Below are 17,163 nucleotides of genomic sequence, written 5' to 3' on the forward strand. Positions count from 1 at the left end.
TCGCTCTTCGTCTGAAGCTCCAGCACACCACGGGCCTCCGCGGACTTGCCGGATCGCATCAGCTCTTCGGCCCGCCGCGATGCGCTCGGAGCACACGCCGTTACGACACATGGTCGAACACCGCGCACATCTGCGTGCTCTTCACCGCTTCTCTCCTCGTCCGTGGTCGCAAGAGGCGCCCCACGTCGGACTGCTCTACCGACGCCTCGTCCGTACGTTCACACCAGATTCATCAAGTCACTGAGCGATGTCACCACTTCATACCGCGCCGGGTTCTGGCCAACGGCCAGCGCCTCGAAGTGCGCCTTGCCGCACCGGATCTTGGCGTCTTCTTTCCCACGAAGGTCCCCCGCGAAGAGGCTCCCCTTCGTCTCGACGACGAAGTAGAGGCGCTCCGCGCCATCCTTCTCGACGAGAACGGCCCAGTCCGGGTTGTAGGTGCCGAGGGGCGTCGGCACCGTGAACTTTCCGGGCAGTTTCGCGTAGACCTTCACGGCCTCGTTTCGCTCCAGGTCCTCTGCGAAGCTCCGCTCAACGCCGGCCGAGTCGTAGACCACGTGCTCGAAGACCGACTTCTTCGCCTCGAGCATGTTTTTCAAGTAGCCGGTCAGCTCGTCGTTCGTGAAGAGCTCCTGCGCGTAGTAGAACTCGTCACCGAGCCGCTGGTACTTGATGCCGTCGACCAGTGCGAGCTGCTTGGCCCGGTTGATGGACTCGGCCGCCCGCTCGATGAACTGCTGGGGGTTCTGCACGAAGTCGTTCAGCCGCCCGCTGCTCGTCAGGATCCGCTGGATGCTTCGCCGGGTTAGCTGGGTCTTGTCTTGAAGATCCGTCAGGATGTCGGGGCAGTACGACGTCCCGCTCTTCCAAGTTGACCGAAAGGGACTCTGAGATCATCGATGCCTCGACTCCTGCCTGGCTTATCGAAATCCCGGCCTTACGAAAGATCAGCCGAGTTCGAGCGATGGCGGGCGCATCGCGAAGAGCCACGATGCACGTCTCGATGAGCTTCTCGTTGTCGAACTGAACCCTGTATGTCGTCTGGTGCTTGATTCGGTCCCAGAGCGCCTTGAACTCTTCGCTCTCGAGAACGGCCTGGCGCGTTCGGACCTGCTTCCGCTCGTCCGCGTTCTTGATGTCGAGGCGGCCGGCGAGTTTGCGAAGGATCTCCTTCACCTGCGCAGTCCGGCCCGCGAACGGCTCGGGGAGCGTGAAGGTGTCTGCCTTCAGCGCCCCGCGGAGGGAGTCCTGAATCGCTCCTCTCGGATCGACATAGCCGGCATCCCGCAGGACCTGCCACAGGGCCTTTGCCTTCTCCATGCCTAATGCGACCGGCGGGCCGTAGGCATCGGTCACGATGAGGCGGCGGTGACGAGGGCTCCACAATGCCGAAGCGAATGCCGGTGTCCTTCTCGATCTCCTTCTGGAGGTTCTCGGCGAACTGCTCGTAGCTCTCGGTCGCTACGACCGTGAGGGTATTCACCTCGAACCCGCGAAGACGTTCCCCCTGCTGGTTCACGCAGAGGCGTAGGCCACGGCCGATCGTCTGCCGACGCGCCCGCTCCGTACCCATCTCCCGCAACGCACAGATCTGGAAGACGTTCGGACTGTCCCAGCCCTCTCTGAGCGCCGAGTGGGAGAAGATGAACTTAAGCGGAGTCTCGAAGCTCAGCAGCCGCTCCTTGTCGCGCATGATGAGGTTATAGGCACGCCCTGCTGCCTCCCGACTCGTCTCGTTCTTGATCTCCCCTTTGGCATCGATGTCCGGCTCCGCCCAGCGCCCCTTCCGGTCGATTGAGAAGTACCCATCGTGGGCCTCCTCTGCTGCCGTCGTCAGATCCACTCCCTTGAAGAGGTTCTCGTAGTCCGGGTGCTTCGCGAGGCTGCGGTGCTCCTCCTCGAAGATCGTGGCGTCCTCCCCTTTGAGCGCCACGCCCTCATCGTCGTACTTCCGATAGTGCTCGACGCTATCGACGAAGAAGAGGCTGAGGATCTTGATCCCCTTGCGGCCGGAGGCGTTTCTCCTTGTCGAGGTGCTCCTTGATCGTGCGCCGGATCATCTGGCGCTGGAGGGCAGAGTGCCTCGAGATCGCCGTGAGCCTCCCCGATCTTCAGGTAGAGCTCCTCGCCAGGAACCCGTAGTTCCATGAACTGACGCCCGCTTTCGACGCGAATCTCGCCGACCCGGCAATCGTGGTAGACCGCCCGGCGGGTCTGCTGTTCGAGGTCGTCCCTATCGAACGTCGATCCCCTGCCGCCGTACGCCTGTCGCGGTCTCGACGTCGACCTCCACCTTGGCAGTGATGACACCTCGTCGGCCGCTTACCGAGATGAGGCGCACGAAGGGTTTGTTGTGGGCGCCTTCCACGGAGGCTCCGGCAACCTCGATCTGCTTCACGAGTTTCCGTTCATAGGCATCTACCGCGTCGAGCCGATAGACCATGTGGTATTCGTTCAAGTGAGTGGCGGAATAGCGGAGCGTGCAGAGCGGGTTCATCGCCCCGAGGGCTTCCTTCCCCCGGCCCTCGAGGCCGCCGTCGACGCTCTGAGGCTCGTCGACGATCAGGATCGGCCGCGTCGCCTTGATCAGGTCGATGGGCTTCTCGCCGCCCGTCTTCTCGCTGTCCTTGTAGAGGTTGTTGACGTCCTTCTTGTTGATGGCGCCGACGGTGACCACCATGATCTGGATGTTTGAGCTGGTGGCGAAGTTGCGCACCTGGCCGAGCTTCGCCGAGTCGTAGAGGAAGGACTCGAACGGCGTATTCGCGTAGAGGCCCCGGAAGTGCCCCTCCGTGATCTGGATCGTCTTGTAGACGCCTTCCTTGATGGCGACGGACGGAACGACGATCACGAACTTCGTGAAGCCGTACCGCCGGTTCAGCTCGAAGATCGTCCGGAGGTAGACGTAGGTCTTCCCCGTCCCCGTCTCCATCTCGACCGTGAAGTCGCCAGACGCGAGGGCTTCCGTCGGGGCGAGGCCATTCCGGAGCTGGATGTCGTTCAGGTTCGCGAGGAGCTCCTCGTCCAGAAGCTGAAGACGGTTCCCGATACCTAGATCCTCCATCCCGAAGAGGTTTCCTCGAGGGGCGAACGTGACCGTGAACTCCGTTCGGCAGGTCTCCTGCCCGCGGAAGAGGTCGCAGACCGCCTCGATGGCCTGGAGCTGGTAGTCAAGATTCGGTTCGAAGTGGAGTTTCATCACTTCTTGGGGCTCCGGGCTCTCGGCTTCTTCGGGCCGGGGAGCGCCTTGGCGGCTTCCTCGAGCGAGTCGATGGCAGCACGCTGGCCCTCGGCTTCGAGGAGTGCCCGCCTCTGCGACGCGAACTTGGCGTATTCGGCCTCCGCCTGCTCGTGGGCGGTAGCGGCGCTGACCGAACCGGCGTTCGTCAGAACCGAGCGGTCGTTGAACCGCAGGAAGTCGTTGAGACGCGTCTCCCAGTCCTTGAGGAAGACCTGCTTCCGGCGCCGAGCCTGGTCCTCTGCGAAGTCGAGCCACATCGTCACGATGCGGTTCAGGTCGGAGATCTCGAGCTCGCGAAGGTAGTTCTTCGCCACGGTCACGTCCGTCTTCCGGACGCCGTCCCCCTTCCAGCTCGTGAGGCCCATGGTCGGGAGGGTATGGTCGGCTCGCTCGGCGATCAGCTCCGGGGCGGTCTTTCCGGTGGCGGCGAAGTGGAGCTTGTTCTGGATCACCTTGAAGAACTCGACCGTGTCCTTCCGGGCGGCGTCGTAGTCGGCAGCCAGGGCGAAGATCTCCCGGACCCGGAGGTACATTCGGCGTTCGCTGGCCCGGATGTCCCGGATCCGTTCGAGGAGTTCGTCGAAGTAGTCCGGGACGCCGGAGCCATTGACGGGCGGGTTCTTCAGCCGCTCGTCGTCCATCGTGAAGCCCTTCACGAGGTACTCGCGGAGCCGATCCGTCGCCCAGCGCCGGAACTGAACCCCGCGGCGAGAACGCACGCGGTAGCCGACAGCGAGGATTGCATCCAGGCTGTAGTGCTCGACCTCCCGCGCGACTTCTCTGGCCCCCTCGCGGCGAACTATCCGGAATTTCCGGATAGTTGCCGTCGACTCGAGCTCCCCCTCCGCAAAGAGATTCTGGAGGTGTTCGTTGATCGTCCGGACGTCCTTCTGAAAGAGCTCCGCCATCAGGGCCTGGCTTAGCCAGACGGTCTCCCCGGCGAAACGGCATTCCACGCGCGTCTGGCCGTCATCGGTCCGGTACAGGATGATCTCGCCCGTCGGGGGCTGCTGCTCCAGGTGACATGGCGTGGCCGGGTCCTACAGGCTTCGCACGTTCTCGAGGCCGTGCTGCTGGAGAATGGCGGTCAGGTTCGACTTCGCGACGTCGTCGGCAAAGGCGCTGTCGCGGAAGACGACCGTACTCTCGCCAGCGGGGCGCTGGGCCTTGTGCCACTCGGCGATCCCGAGGGCAAGGGGTTCGACATCCTTCGCGGCGACGCTCTCGGCGAGGCAGACGACGAGGGTCCCGGCGCCGACGCTGTGGACGTCCTTCCCGGCGATCGTCTTCTTCTCGATCGGGACGGTGAGGTCCAGACCGAGCTTAAGAAGCACTTCGAAGAGAATGTCCTGTTCCGTCCGATCCGTCTTCAGATGGTCGACTGCTTCTTCGAGCGGCTTCGCCAGGTTCTCGCGATCAGGCTCCCACGCCTGGATGTTGCTGGAGGCCAGCCTGAAGACCCGGAAGCCGAGGGCGCCCGGGAACATCGGTGACTGGCCCGCAATCTCTTTCCCACAAAGGCGAAGGCGCTCCTTTGTGATCTCTGCGATAGTGCGAGGTCTCCTCAGGGCATCGCAGACCCCCGCCGCCACCTTCTGATCTCTGACTTCTGGGTCGAGTTGTTCCGGCAATTGAACCATGATGAACCGTCGAGGCGTGGCGACGGTGCGATTCGCGAGCCACACCGCGTGCGCCGTAGTCCCAGACCCTGCGAAGAAGTCGAGAACTATCTCGCCAGGCCCGGAGAGATATGCCACCAGTCTTTCCATATCGAGATAGCTCTTCGGATTGTCGAATACCTTCTTCCCACCAAAGATGCGGGTGAAGTCCTGACTCGCTTTCTGTGCATAGCTGAAGGTCACGCTACGCATTAGTTGCTCATCTTTTTCGAAGAGGTTCCGACGTACCGACGGGATCGTCGTCTCATCCGATCCAAAGACGATATTCCCCTTCTCGATCTCCTCCTTCATTCGCTCAGCCGTCGGCCAGCGCCATCCTCCTCCGGGCTTCTTGCATACTTTCCCTGTCAGAGGATGAAGAACATCGTACTCGGGCCCGCCGCCTCCCGGCCAGCTCGGGTCCCCGTCCGTCCGAAACGGTCCGCGCTCGTCCACCTTGGTATATCGAGCGAGGGGAGCCCGGGGGTCATCCTCGCCGAATGCTGAATAGAATTCGCGCAGGCCCCTGCCCACGGCAGCCCAGTCATTCTCATGAAGCTTGCTGAGCCGCTCGAACTCCACTCGTACGTCTTCGACGCCCTCTTTCGGCGAACGAAGTCGGGTATTCAGTTCAGTCAGCAGGGCCTTATCGCGCGCGTAGACGACCACGTACTCGTGCCCGACAGAGAAGAACCGCGCATGGTTCTTTCTGTTTGTGCCGACACCAAGACCGCGATGAAGTTCTCCTCGCCCATCACTTCGTTCAGAGCCGTACGAAGGTTGCTAAGTTCGCTATCGTCAATACTGACGAGGAGAAAGCCATCCAGGGCAAGCAACGTCCTCGCCAGTTTCAGGCGCGGGAACATCATGTTCAGCCAGTCGGTGTGGAAGCGCCCGGAAGCCTCTGTATTCGAAGAGAGCTTCTTCCCCTCGCCGTCCACCTGACCGGTCAGCTCGAGGTAGTTCTTGATGTTGTCCTGGAAGTTGTCCGGATAGACGAAGTCCTTACCCGTGTTGTAAGGCGGGTCGATATAGATGAGCTTCACCTTGCCGGCGTAGCTCTTCTGGAGGAGCTTCAGGACCTCGAGGTTGTCCCCCTCGATCATCAGGTTCTGCGTCGTGTCCCAGTCAACGCTCTCCTCCGGGCACGGGCGAAGGGTCCCGGTCGACGGGGTCAGGGCGATCTGCCGGGCCCGTCGCTTGCCGTGCCAGTTCAGGCCGTACTTCTCCTCCCGCTCTTCGACGGTGCCGCCGAGGAGCTGCTTGAGGACCTCGAAGTCGATCTTTCCCTCGATGAAGGCCTCGGGGAGGAGCGCCTGAAGCGCAGCAACGTTCTCCGCGAGGACGTCGGCGCTCTTGGTCTCTGGATCACTCGGCGTCAGTGGCTTCATATTCCCTCAGGTTAGAGCGTTCTCAGCAGTTCGGCGAGGGCGGCATCGATTCGCTTCAGCTCGAGATTGAGGTCGACCCGGCGACTGATCTGTTTCTCGACAACTGCCTGCGCCCGGAGGGAGGCGGCTTCGCGCTGGAGGCGCGCGTACTCATCGAGCGCTGTCCGCCGCTGGGCGGCCCGGGCCGAAGAATCAGGGAGTGCAAAGACTCCGGTGATGCGAGCGGCTTCCAACGCCGCGACCCGGTCGAGCCAGCCCTGATACACCGTTAGAAGGTCCCGGGCAGGCTGATGGGCTATCGCGAGGCTCGCCAGAAACGACGCTTCTTCGCTCGTGGGAATCGAAGAGACAGGTCCGTTCGTGACGACACCATCCACGACAACCTGGCTGCGGTCGGTCTGAGAGAACCTCTTTTGCGCCAGGGTGAACGCCGTGGTCCCTGCCTGCGTCGCCACGAGAACGAGCGGGTAGGGGATGGCGCGATGGATGAGCTCCACGAGACGGGGTGCCTTCGCCTCGGGTCGAAGGACCACCGTCAGGACGGCGATCTCCAGATACTCCCGGACGGCATCCCGGTAGGCAGGCACGCCCACGTTCGAGGGCTTGAGCGCGGCCACCCAGAGGAGCTCATCGATGCCAGCCTGGATGTGGCGCTTGTCGGCGGCGGTCGGCGCTCCCTGTTCGAGGAGAACCTTTTTCGGAACCCGGTGGCCCACCCGCGCGTCCGCGGGAATGGCCAGCGCCTCGACAAAGGCCGTGGCGCTCATGCGGGCGACGCGGACTCCCCGCCGGGAAGGACGACGAGGAATGCGACGACCTCGAAGTCGTTGATTCCCTGGAACTCCCCCTTCAGGGCGTGAGTGCCTCCGGTCGAGAAGAGGCTTGCGACGGCGCGCTCCTCCTTCTTCCCGACGATTGAGGCCACAGCCTTCGCGAGGAGCTTCTGGACTGTGGACATCTCCTGGCCACCCCGCGTCGTCTTTTCGAAGCAGGAAGAGGCCTCAGCGTCGGGCAGGTCGCGTCCAAGAGCGAGTCTCTTGAGACGGTCGAGGGCCTGCTTCGCTTGGGTGAACGGCAGGAGGACCGCGCCGTCGTCGCCGACGTGGACGAGATAGTGGGGTGCGAGAGGGTATCCAGGTTCGATCCCTTTGAGGGCCGCTTCCCCGGCAGCGCGGAGACAGAAGATGACCCCTGGCGGGAGAGCCGATTCGCCCGTAATCGGCGCCGTCGTGACGGCAGCCGTTCCAAGGGGAGTCGCTCGAGGTGGCCGGGGTGCTCCCGGAGATATCCCGCGAGATCGATCCGGAAGTCGTTCAGGGTCAGGTCCGCGATCGAGACGCCGCTGGAGAGGTCCTCGAGGTCGATGACGGCGTTCTGGAGCTGCTCGAGCTGCTTGCGCCGGTACTCCAGGTCGTTCATCTGGTTGCCGGACTGGTACTCGATGATGTTCTCCTCGCCCGTGGCAGAGATGTCGAGGAGGACCATCCGCCCGCTGACCCGCTGCTCGAGGTTGATGTACTCCTCCAGCTCGATGTTCGGCCAGAAGTTGACGAGCTGGACGCAGCTGTTCGGCGACCCGATCCGGTCGATCCGGCCGAAGCGCTGGATGATCCGGACCGGGTTCCAGTGGATGTCGTAGTTGACGAGGTAGTCGCAGTCCTGGAGGTTCTGCCCCTCGGAGATGCAGTCCGTCGCGATGAGGAGGTCGATCTCCCCCTCGGTCGCGAACTCCTCGCCCCGCTCCTTCGAGCGCGGCGAGAAGGTCGTGAGGATGCTGCCGAGGTCGAGGCGGAGATCCGGGAGGGTCGTCTTGTTCCGACCGGCACCGGTGACGAGCGCGGAGTGGACGCCGAGGGTCTTCTTCGCCCACGGGGCGAGCTGCTCGTAGAGGTACTGAGCCGTATCGGCGAACGCGGTGAAGACGAGGACCTTCCTGTTCCCTGGGTTGAGGGGCTCACGGCACTTGCCCTCGATGATGCCGCGGAGAGCCTCGAGCTTGGCGTCCCGAGGGGCCTCGATCTGGCGCGCCGCGGAGAGGAGCGTCGCGAGGCGGTTCCGGTCCTCGGTCAGATCCTGGAGCCAGCGGACGCGGTCGACGTCTTGCAGGAGGACCTTCACCTTGCGCCCGACGAGGAGTGGCTCGAAGGCGGGGTCGTCGACATCGACGTCCTCGATCGAGAGTTCTTCCACCGCCTCCTCGTGCGCTTCGATTCGGGCGAGGAGCCCTTCGACGTCGGCCAGCTGCCGCTCGAGGGTCAGCGCGAACGAGGTGACGGAGCTTTCCATGCGCTTGAGGACGTTGACTCGGAGAAGGTGGACGAGGCTCTCCTCACGATCGACCTGTCGGAAGAAGCTCTCGCCTCCTCGAATCCGGGTGCTGTACTTCTCGTCGTAGGACCGCTGCTTGTGCGCGAGAACGTAGCGGAGAGGCGCGTAGGCCGCCAGGTTCAAACGGCGGATCTCGTTGTTGATCTCGCGGATGGGCCGGAACTCCGCGGCGAGGTCGACATCGGACTTGATGTTGATGGGCTTGAGACGTTCGGGGAACTTCCCGGTCTCACTCGTGCCGTAGTACTTCTCGATGTGTTTACGCGACCGCGCGATGGTCAGGAGGTCGAGCAGCTTGAAGTAGTCGAACCCGAGCATGTCCATGAGCCGCGCCGGGCGGCGATCGGCTTCCTCGAGCGTTAGCCAGCGATTGAACTGGGTCTGGGCCTGACGGACCGTCGCCTCGACGCTGGGAATGCCGGAGGTGGCGAGTGCGTCGTCCTTCCTTCGGTCACGAAGGCGATCTGGTTCTTGAGGTCGGCAAGCCGGTTGTTGACCGGCGTGGCGGAGAGCATCAGCACGCGGGTCTTGACGCCCTCCTGGATGATCCGCTTCATCAGCCGGTCGTAGCGGGTATCGCGATCCTTGTGCGTCGCCTTGTTCCGGAAGTTGTGGGACTCGTCGATCACGACGAGGTCGTAGTTTCCCCAGTTCACGTGCGAGAGGTCGATATCGCCCGAGAGGCCGCCATCACGGGAGAGGTCGGTGTGGTTCAGGACGTCGTAGTTGAGGCGATCGGGCGCGAGGATGTTCCGGCGGTCGTTCGCCCTGTAGAGCGTCCAGTTGTCGCGGAGGCGCTTCGGGACGAGCACGAGGACCCGGTCGTTCCTCAGCTCGTAGTACTTGATGATCGCCAGCGCCTCGAACGTCTTCCCGAGGCCGACGCTGTCCGCAATGATGCAGCCGCCGTGGCGCTCGAGCTTGTCGATGGCGCCGATGACGCCGTCGCGCTGGAACTTGAAGAGCTTCTTCCAGACGATTGTGTTGCGGATGCCCGTCGCCGACTTGACGATCCGCTCCTCGTCCAGCTCGTCTCCGAGGTCCTTGAAGAGGTGGTAGAGGGTCAGGAAGTAGATGAGCGACGGGGCCTTCGGTTCTGCCAGCTCCAGGAGGCGCGCGACGAAGGCGGCCTTGTGGGAGTCGGTCGCGGACAGGGAGTTCCAGAGTCCCGTAAACCACGTGCTCAGGAGCGCGGACTCATCGGGCTTCTCCGAGCACTGGATCAGGCTGAACTGGTTCCCTGGGGTCGTCCCGAGGCCCTCGGTCGTGAACGGGCAGTTGCCGGTGATGACCCTGTGACGCTCCGTGCCCGGCTGACCGGCGCTGAGAATCGACTGCGGAAGAGTGGACGGCGCACCGCGCAGCTCGACCTTCGTCTGAATCCATTTGGCGCACTCGCGGGCGAGCCACGGGACCTGGAGGGTGTTGCGGGAGGCGCGGTCGGCTTCCGTGCCGGTCAGGCCGAGGTCGATCCCGGTCGCCGAGGGGAGGACGAGGCGGCAGGCGTCGAGTTTCGAGAGGAGGTCCCGCAGGTCGGCGAAGGCGAACAGGGAGAAGGCCGGGAAGCGACGTCGAGGGATGCCGGCGGCGCGAGCGCCTGCCGAAGCTCGTCGACGACCCGGTCAGCACCCGTGTTCTTGATGAGCTTCATACGGGCGCTAGGAAGAACGCCGGGCCGGGAAGGGTGGGTCGGGCCGCGGCGTCAGACGCGGACTTGGAACGAAAAGCGCTTCCAAACGGCTTCGTGAATGAGAATCCGCAGTCGCCAGAAGTGCTTTCACTGCTTTAGGTTAGCACTTGCCGGAACCCCTATGGGGCGAGCGGCGCTGGCGACGCAATGGGCCCAGGCGGGTGGGCATTCACGGCCTTGGCGAATCCCGAGATCCGTTCGACGAGCTTCTCGATGTTAGGGAGCGTCTTGCCAGCGCTGTAAACCTCGTGAACGAAACACTCCCCACCCCTACCGCTCTTCAGGAGCTCGCCGACCGGCCATCCGATGTCCTTGGCAACCAGCGCCGCGAACCGGTCGTAGTCCTCATCTCCGAGAGCAAGACGGCACGAGTCCTCGAGTCGACCTGCAAAGCACGCGAAAGCATCGGTCGCTGTCTCTCTCGGGGAAGCCATCGAAGGAATCACCTACCGAAACGCCACCGAGTCGGAGAAGCCCTTCTGTGTTGCCTTCGCCTGGTGCTCGTTACAGCTCTTTCCTTTGCCCTTCAGGTGCTGGTCACCGTCGAAAATGAAGTACGTCGGGATGCCCAGGGCGCGAAAGATCAGGATTGGCGCCGCCAGATTCTCCTTCCCGTCGACGGCGAGAACCGTTACGCCCTGAGCGACCCACTCCGCCTTTTTCTCCTCTGCGACCGCCGTCAGGACGCCGACGTCCCCGATTCCCTCGACGAGCACAACGACATCGGCGAAGAAGCCCTCGCTCACGGAATCGGTCATCGTCCTGAGCAGACGAGCGAGAAGGCTTCCGACCGTGACATCCTGCGGATCTCGCCCACAGATGTCGGCCCAGGCGACTCGGAACTCCTCGACCGTATGAGATGAGAGGCTCGTGCACGTTAGGCCGAACGCGTCCCTCGCATCCTTCCGAACAAGGCGGACGTTCTCGAAATGCTCGAGGGAGACGAAGTAGGGAGAGTGCGTCGTGAAGAGAATCTGCGTGTTCGACCCGTCCTCTCCTTGTTCAGCCGCGAGGTGCCGGAGGACCGAGGCGAAGTGACGGCAGCGGTTCGGATGCTGGTAGAGCTCGGGCTCCTCGATCCCGATGATGTAGTCAGGCCCCCTTCTGACCGCAGGAGGCAGATCACGGGCCGGCCCCCCGAGCACATCACTCTGCGGTGCCATTTCTCCGGGCTCCGTTCGTGCGGTACGAACGCGCGCCAGGTGGGAGAGGAGGGCGAGAATCAGCGCCCGCTGGAGGCCGTGCCCTTTCCGCGAAATCTCCCCGGAAAAGGCGTCTTCCGTGAGAGAGGGAAGGATCTTCGGAGCCTCGTAGGTGACACTCGGCTCGCCGCTCCATCGAAGGGAGAGGGATTCGGTGGGGACGAAAGGCTGGAGGACGGCGTTGATGTCCTTCTCGAGCGTTGTGAGGCTTCCTCGTACCTCCTCGGGTTCAAAGGTCTCCGTCACGATCTTCCGGAGTTGCTGAAGAAGACCTGCGACTTGTGGCAAGGCGTTCACCCGCCGCAAAACCGCCAGATCGAGAAGTTGGGAGAAGCTCGTCCCCTTACTACCGGTTTCCTGCTGTGCGTCTCGTACCGCCGGCACATAGACGAACTGCGTGAAGGTATCGAGCTTGCCACCCCCGACGTTCCTTTCGCCGAAGAACTGATAGGTGTCCTCCTGAAGCTCAAGCAAGGCCTGATGGCTTTCTTCGAATGCCGCCATGAAGGTATCGGCGTCGGCCTCCGATCTAATGGACGGGACCTCCGTGATCAGGCCCTCCGCCAAGAGGAGCCTCGCTAGCTCGGAGGATTTCGTTGATCTTCTTCCTCGCTGACTGGGCCCTGGCGGAACTGAACCTGCCGTAGACGCGGCGCGCCGCGAAATACTGCCCTCCAGCGGTACTGCCTTGGCTGGTCGGCTGAAAGCGCTTCGTTACGGACAGCACGTTGCCGTGAACGTATGCGCGGAATGCCTCTGTCTCGTCGGGGTGAAGATCCTCGAAGGTCACCCGAATTGCTATCGGAGCATCTGTCCTACGGTGAAAGAAGTCCTCGGAGGTCACTGTCGCGTTCGGCCGATAGAAGAGGTCGAGGGCATGCAGAAATGTGCTCTTCCCAGCTCCGTTTCGCCCCACAAGCGCCGTCAGAGCGCCGCAGTGGAGCGTGGCGCACTGCACGCCCCGGAAGTTCTCGACGTGTACCTCAGTGATTCGCATCGCCGAGAATGGTAAACGTGAGCGTTCGATCCGGGGGGGCTGGTTTCCAGCTGTGGCGGCGACGCGGGCCTTCTGGAACGAGACGTTGGGCGTCCTCCTCCTCGAGGCCGCGCAGAAGCCGGGAGAGCGGTTCGACGCGCTGGTGGACGAGGTGCAGGACTTTCTGACCGAGTGGTGAGCCGTCCTCGAGGCGCCGCTGAGGAAGGGCGACCGGGCGCCGGTGCGGGACGCTCGTCACCGACCCCGGCCAGGACCTCTTGCGGCGCGGGTCGGAGTTTCCCGAGGGGCTCCCCCCAACTTCCGCTCCGGTCGAGCTGGCGGATCACGCCGGCTGCGGCTCACCCCGTTTTTAGTCCAGTTGTTCTGCGACTTTTCGGGCTTCTGCGGCTCACCCCGTTTTTAGTCCAGTTGTTCTGCGACTTTTTCGGGAGGAGGAAAGCCCACACCCCACCACACCACACACCCCAACCCCAAACCCCCAACCCACCCCCCCCCCCCCCCCCCACCACCACCACCCCACAACCCCCCCCCCACCCCCACCCTTCCACCCCAACCCCAACCCCCCCCCCCACCCCCCCCCCCCCCCACCCCACCCCCACCCACCCCCCCCCCCCCCCCCCCCCCCCCCAACCTTTCCTTTATACCCCTCCCCCCCACAACCACCCCCACCCACGCGCCCCCCGCGGGGTCCCTCGGCGCGCAGACTGGGGGCCTGAGCCGCGGGTAGTGCCGCAGGGCACCTGCGGCACCCTGACATTTCGCCACCTCGAGACCTATCTTTCTTGGCCCTAGTCGGGTCGCCCCGGACAACGCCCTGAGGGAACCAATACGGAAAGGAGCCAGATAATGGCCAACATTTTGACGACCCACATTGCGCCGGAGAACCTCAGAGTTCCCGGCGTTCCTGTTTCTACCTCCATTTCTCCGATACCCGTAAGGGGGCCGTGCCATGGCTGACCTCGCCGAATCCCTGAAGAAGCTTGCTCTACCGCGCCGCGCGCTCAACCAGACCACCGACGCCGTCAACGCGCCCTTTCGCAAGGCCGAAGAGTACCTGGAAGGCACCTGCATCGGCCTTGAAGCGCGGGTGCCCGTCTGCGAACTCATGTCATACGACTCGACGGTGAAGAACGGATCCGCGGACGATCACATCGTGCAGGTCGGGGAACACCTTAGCCTCTCATACACTCGGATTGCGGGCAGGTTCCGGCTCGCTCTCGAGCAGTGGAACACCACCCTCGGAGGAGAGGAAGGGGACACGCAAGTTCTCAGCGAAGGGAAGGCTTGGGACCAGGCGAGGGCCTGGAAACTGGCCGGCATCGTTGCGCTCCCCCGCCTGGTCGAGGAAATTGTCCGGAAGGCCGAGAAGTTGGTCAACGAAGCCGATGCTGCGCAGAGCGCCCTGACAGCGGTCCTCGCCGATCTCTCGAAGATCAAGTAGAGCCGACACGCCTCAGCTGCACGGCTACGGGAGGGCCCCGGCCCATACCGGGGTCCCTCTTCTTCGCCGCGACACACCGGTGGCGCGGCGAAAGTAGCCGAGCGATCGAAACGGGCGGTAGTACAGGTGAGTGACATCGGGGCGCGTTCGCCCGTCCGCGTCTTGGATCGGCCGGCTGGCATGCGTCCTTCGTCATACGAATGCCTCGCGGCACTTGGCCCAGGTGTACTCACGGGCCTCGTCCGAGTCTGTCCGCACGAAGACATCCCGACCATAGTAGGAGGGCGAATCAATGTCTAGATTCATGGGGCACGTTTGGTGGCGTTTCGAGAACACCTACGTGGAGAAATGTGCTGCCTGTGGCGCCGAACGCCACCGCATCGCCATAGGGCAGCGCATCTGGCACTACATGATCGTTGATGGACGGCGCGCTCAGCCCTTCCCCTGTGCCGAGACTGCAGAGGGGCGAGCGACCGCAGCGAAGCTTGACAGGAGGTCTCCCCTTCGAGCCAAGCAGCGAGGCTGCCAGTGCGTCCGGAAGCGCCGCTACGCAACCCTGGAGCAAGCGATCATCGTGAAGAGCGCTGCAGAGCAGGAGCGAGGCATCACATTGCGTACCTACAGTTGCGAGTACTGCGGTGGATTCCACCTGACACACCACAGTGAACCCCATGGCTCCCTACGCCTGACAGGGAGTTCAATCAATCGGATCACGCTTACATCAGCGACCATGTCGGGCGCGCCAAGCGGGGGTTCGGCCATGGCGACGCCGTGAAGATCCTTCCAGGGTCGGGCGGTACCGGCCCACGCTCGGCAACTCAGCCACCCGGTTAGTCAACCGCCTGGCTCCCGACCATCGCGCCGTTTCCAGGCATGCAGTTCTTCAGGATGAGAATCCACCGCCGGATGGCGGGCCGCATCCGCCTGCCTGTGGTCATAGACCAAGCGAATTCGCACTTCAGACACCCCTCGAACTTGGACTTCATCGAACTTCGGACTCGCTCTTGCCCGAGAATGCCCGCGAGCCCCCCATGCCCACCCTAATCCCCTCCCTCCCCATCCCCCCCACCCCCGCCGCCTCCGCGGCCGGCGAGGCGAAGGTCCTCCTCGCGTTCCAGTCCCTCCGCGACGACTTCCGCATCTACCACCGCAAGAGCTGGTACTCGTTCGACGGCCCCGACGGCTCGCGCGAGGAGTCTGCGAGGGCGAGGCGGACTTCCTGGTGCTGCACCCCGACCTGGGGATGCTGGTGCTGGAGATGAAAGGGGGCCGGATCGCGTTCGACGGGCGGACGGGGGCGTGGACGTCGACGGCGCGCGACGGGAGGGTGCACTCGATCAAGGACCCGTTCATCCAGGCGCAGCGGAGCGTCAAGGCGATCGTCGCGAAGGCGGCGGCGCTGAGCTTCGAGGGGCAGGCGATGCCGGAGGTCGTCCACGGGCACGCGGTCGTCTTCCCCGACTGCGACTGCACGAGCGGGGGCGGCGGGGTGAGCGCGCCGCGCGAGCGGGTGATCGACGCGGCGCACCTCGCGCGGGACGCGGCGGGGCGGCTGATGGAGATCTTCCGGCTGTGGGGCGTGCGGCGCGCGGCGGCACCCCTGACGAAGAAGTGGGTCAAGAGGCTGGGGCAGCACGTCCTGGCGCCGCACTTCTCGCTGGGGCTGGCGCTCGGGTCGGCGCTCGGGTGGGAGGAGAAGGCGCTGGCGCTGCTCCACGAGGAGCAGGACATCTGCCTCGACTTCCTTCACCTGAACCCGCGCGCCGTGGTGCGCGGCGGGGCGGGGACGGGAAAGACGGTGGTGGCGGTGGAACGCGCGCGGCGGCTGGCCGCGGACGGGAAGGACGTCCTGCTGCTCTGCTTCAACCGGCCGCTCGCGTTCTACCTGCGGGGAATCTGCGCGTCGTGGGACGCGCTGCCGGGGCGGGTGTGGGCCGGCTCGTACCACGAGCTGGGCCGTGAGCTGTGCGGGCGGGCCGGGGTGGCGTGGAACGAGCCGCCCGAGGACGACGTGGCGGCGACGCAGGCCTTCTGGAACGAGACGTCGGGCGTCCTCCTCCTCGAGGCCGCGCAGAAGCTGGGAGAGCGGTTCGACGCGCTGGTGGTGGACGAGGCGCAGGACTTCCTGACCGAGTGGTGGGCCGTCCTCGAGGCGCTGCTGAAGGAGGGCGACCGGGCGCCGGTGACGCTCGTCGCCGACCCCGACCAGGACCTCTGGCAGCGCGAGTCGCGGTTCCCCGCGGGGCTCCCCGTCTTCCCGCTCCGGACGAACTGCCGGAACACGTCGGCCATCGCGGAGTACCTCGGCGAGCTGACGGGGTCACACCCGCGCGTGTCGCCGTGGACGGTGCGGGGGGAGGAGCCGAAGGTCCACCGCTGGCGCAACGCGGCCGACGAACGCGAGAAGGCGGGGGCGCTGGTCGCGCAGCTCCTCCTGAAGGACGGGGTCGGTCTCGAGAGGGTGGCGATCGTCGGGATGCGGCGCCTCGCGAACTCGTGCCTGGCGGGGGTGGCCGAGCTGGCGGGCTTCCCGGTGGTGCCGATCGGCGACGACGGGACGGCCGGCGTGCCCGGCGCGCTGCGCTACGCGACGCCGCACCGGTTCAAGGGGCTGGAGGCCGACGTGGTGCTCCTCCTCGACGTGGACGGCAGCCGCTGGTCGCTCGAGCCGCGCAACCTCTACGTCGCGGCGTCGCGCGCGCGGCTGCGGCTGCACGTGTTCGTGAAGGAGGGGGTGGTGGTGCCGGGGGGAGCCTCCGGCGCTCAGACCTCCGGGAGGCGCGACCAGGCCGGGTCGGGCGGAAGGCCGTCGAGCATCCAGGAGTACTTCGCGATGGTCCCGAGCGGGGTGCCGGCCAGACGCTCGGCCTCGAGATCGACTCCGATCTCCATCGAGAGCTGCCACTGGTTCTCGAGCCAGCGGAGCATGTAGACGGAGAAGGCCTCCGGGGAAAAGTGAACGCCGGAGAGGAAATCGTCGAAGCCGCAGCGAATCTCGCCCAGGCTCAGTTCCGTGCCGCGGCGGGAGTCCCAGTAGAGGATGCGGCCGACGAGCATCTCGGGCCGCTCCGACCAGGCGCGGATACGGACGACGTCGAGGTCGTCGGGGCGCATGACCTCCCAGAGGCAGTCCGCGGGAGGGGCCTGCGGGAGCGAGAAGTTCCGCCGGCCCCCGATCTTGGCGAGCTCCGCCTCCCCGACGATGAGCGGGCCGT

The 17,163-nt window shown here is 64.6% G+C and carries 10 protein-coding genes and 2 pseudogenes; 3 read left to right on the forward strand and 9 right to left on the reverse strand.

Annotated features, from left to right (window positions below; genetic code table 11):
* Positions 1–218: 218 nt before the first annotated feature.
* The 9 genes and pseudogenes from IPN03_08775 to IPN03_08815 all read right to left on the reverse strand — a co-directional run bounded on the left by IPN03_08775 (position 219) and on the right by IPN03_08815 (position 12,507).
* Positions 219–3,199: pseudogene (locus IPN03_08775) on the reverse strand (DEAD/DEAH box helicase family protein).
* Positions 3,199–4,260 carry a virulence RhuM family protein gene (locus IPN03_08780; GenBank protein MBK9373806.1) on the reverse strand — a complete coding sequence of 354 codons (1,062 nt, stop codon included), beginning with the start codon at positions 4,258–4,260 and terminating at the stop codon, positions 3,199–3,201. Before IPN03_08780 ends, IPN03_08775 begins: the two are co-directional and overlap by 1 nt.
* Before the next feature lie 21 nt (positions 4,261–4,281).
* Positions 4,282–5,568: a hypothetical protein gene (locus IPN03_08785; protein ID MBK9373807.1), complete on the reverse strand. Its 1,287-nt coding sequence runs from the start codon at positions 5,566–5,568 to the stop codon at positions 4,282–4,284.
* Entirely contained in the window at positions 5,535–6,290 is a 756-nt protein-coding gene (locus tag IPN03_08790) for a site-specific DNA-methyltransferase (protein ID MBK9373808.1), read from the reverse strand. Before IPN03_08790 ends, IPN03_08785 begins: the two co-directional genes overlap by 34 nt.
* A gap of 11 nt (positions 6,291–6,301) precedes the next feature.
* Positions 6,302–7,057: a DUF4391 domain-containing protein gene (locus tag IPN03_08795; GenBank protein MBK9373809.1), complete on the reverse strand. Its 756-nt coding sequence runs from the start codon at positions 7,055–7,057 to the stop codon at positions 6,302–6,304.
* A pseudogene (locus tag IPN03_08800) lies at positions 7,054–10,269 on the reverse strand (DEAD/DEAH box helicase family protein). Before IPN03_08800 ends, IPN03_08795 begins: the two are co-directional and overlap by 4 nt.
* A 158-nt stretch (positions 10,270–10,427) precedes the next feature.
* Positions 10,428–10,742, reverse strand: coding sequence for a hypothetical protein (locus IPN03_08805; protein MBK9373810.1), 315 nt, complete (start codon positions 10,740–10,742; stop codon positions 10,428–10,430).
* Positions 10,743–10,754: 12 nt separating this feature from the next.
* Positions 10,755–12,077 (reverse strand): AAA family ATPase, encoded by a 1,323-nt coding sequence (locus IPN03_08810; GenBank protein MBK9373811.1) that lies wholly within the window; start codon positions 12,075–12,077, stop codon positions 10,755–10,757.
* The gene (locus IPN03_08815) at positions 12,040–12,507 is read right to left on the reverse strand and encodes an AAA family ATPase (protein MBK9373812.1); all 468 of its coding nucleotides are present in this window, start codon (positions 12,505–12,507) and stop codon (positions 12,040–12,042) included. Before IPN03_08815 ends, IPN03_08810 begins: the two co-directional genes overlap by 38 nt.
* 949 nt (positions 12,508–13,456) lie before the next feature.
* On the opposite strand from IPN03_08815, the gene IPN03_08820 reads away from it, so the two are divergent.
* From IPN03_08820 to IPN03_08830, 3 genes are all read left to right on the forward strand, one after another.
* The gene (locus tag IPN03_08820; GenBank protein ID MBK9373813.1) at positions 13,457–13,948 is read left to right on the forward strand and encodes a hypothetical protein; all 492 of its coding nucleotides are present in this window, start codon (positions 13,457–13,459) and stop codon (positions 13,946–13,948) included.
* 1,031 nt (positions 13,949–14,979) lie between these two features.
* Complete coding sequence (locus IPN03_08825) at positions 14,980–15,210, forward strand: hypothetical protein (protein ID MBK9373814.1); 231 nt, start codon at positions 14,980–14,982, stop codon at positions 15,208–15,210.
* Complete coding sequence (locus IPN03_08830; GenBank protein MBK9373815.1) at positions 15,171–16,880, forward strand: AAA family ATPase; 1,710 nt, start codon at positions 15,171–15,173, stop codon at positions 16,878–16,880. The genes IPN03_08825 and IPN03_08830 overlap by 40 nt, the downstream gene beginning before the upstream one ends.
* The last annotated feature ends 283 nt before the right edge of the window (positions 16,881–17,163 follow it).

This window comes from Holophagales bacterium, assembly GCA_016719485.1.
Classification (GTDB): domain Bacteria; phylum Acidobacteriota; class Thermoanaerobaculia; order UBA5066; family UBA5066; genus UBA5066.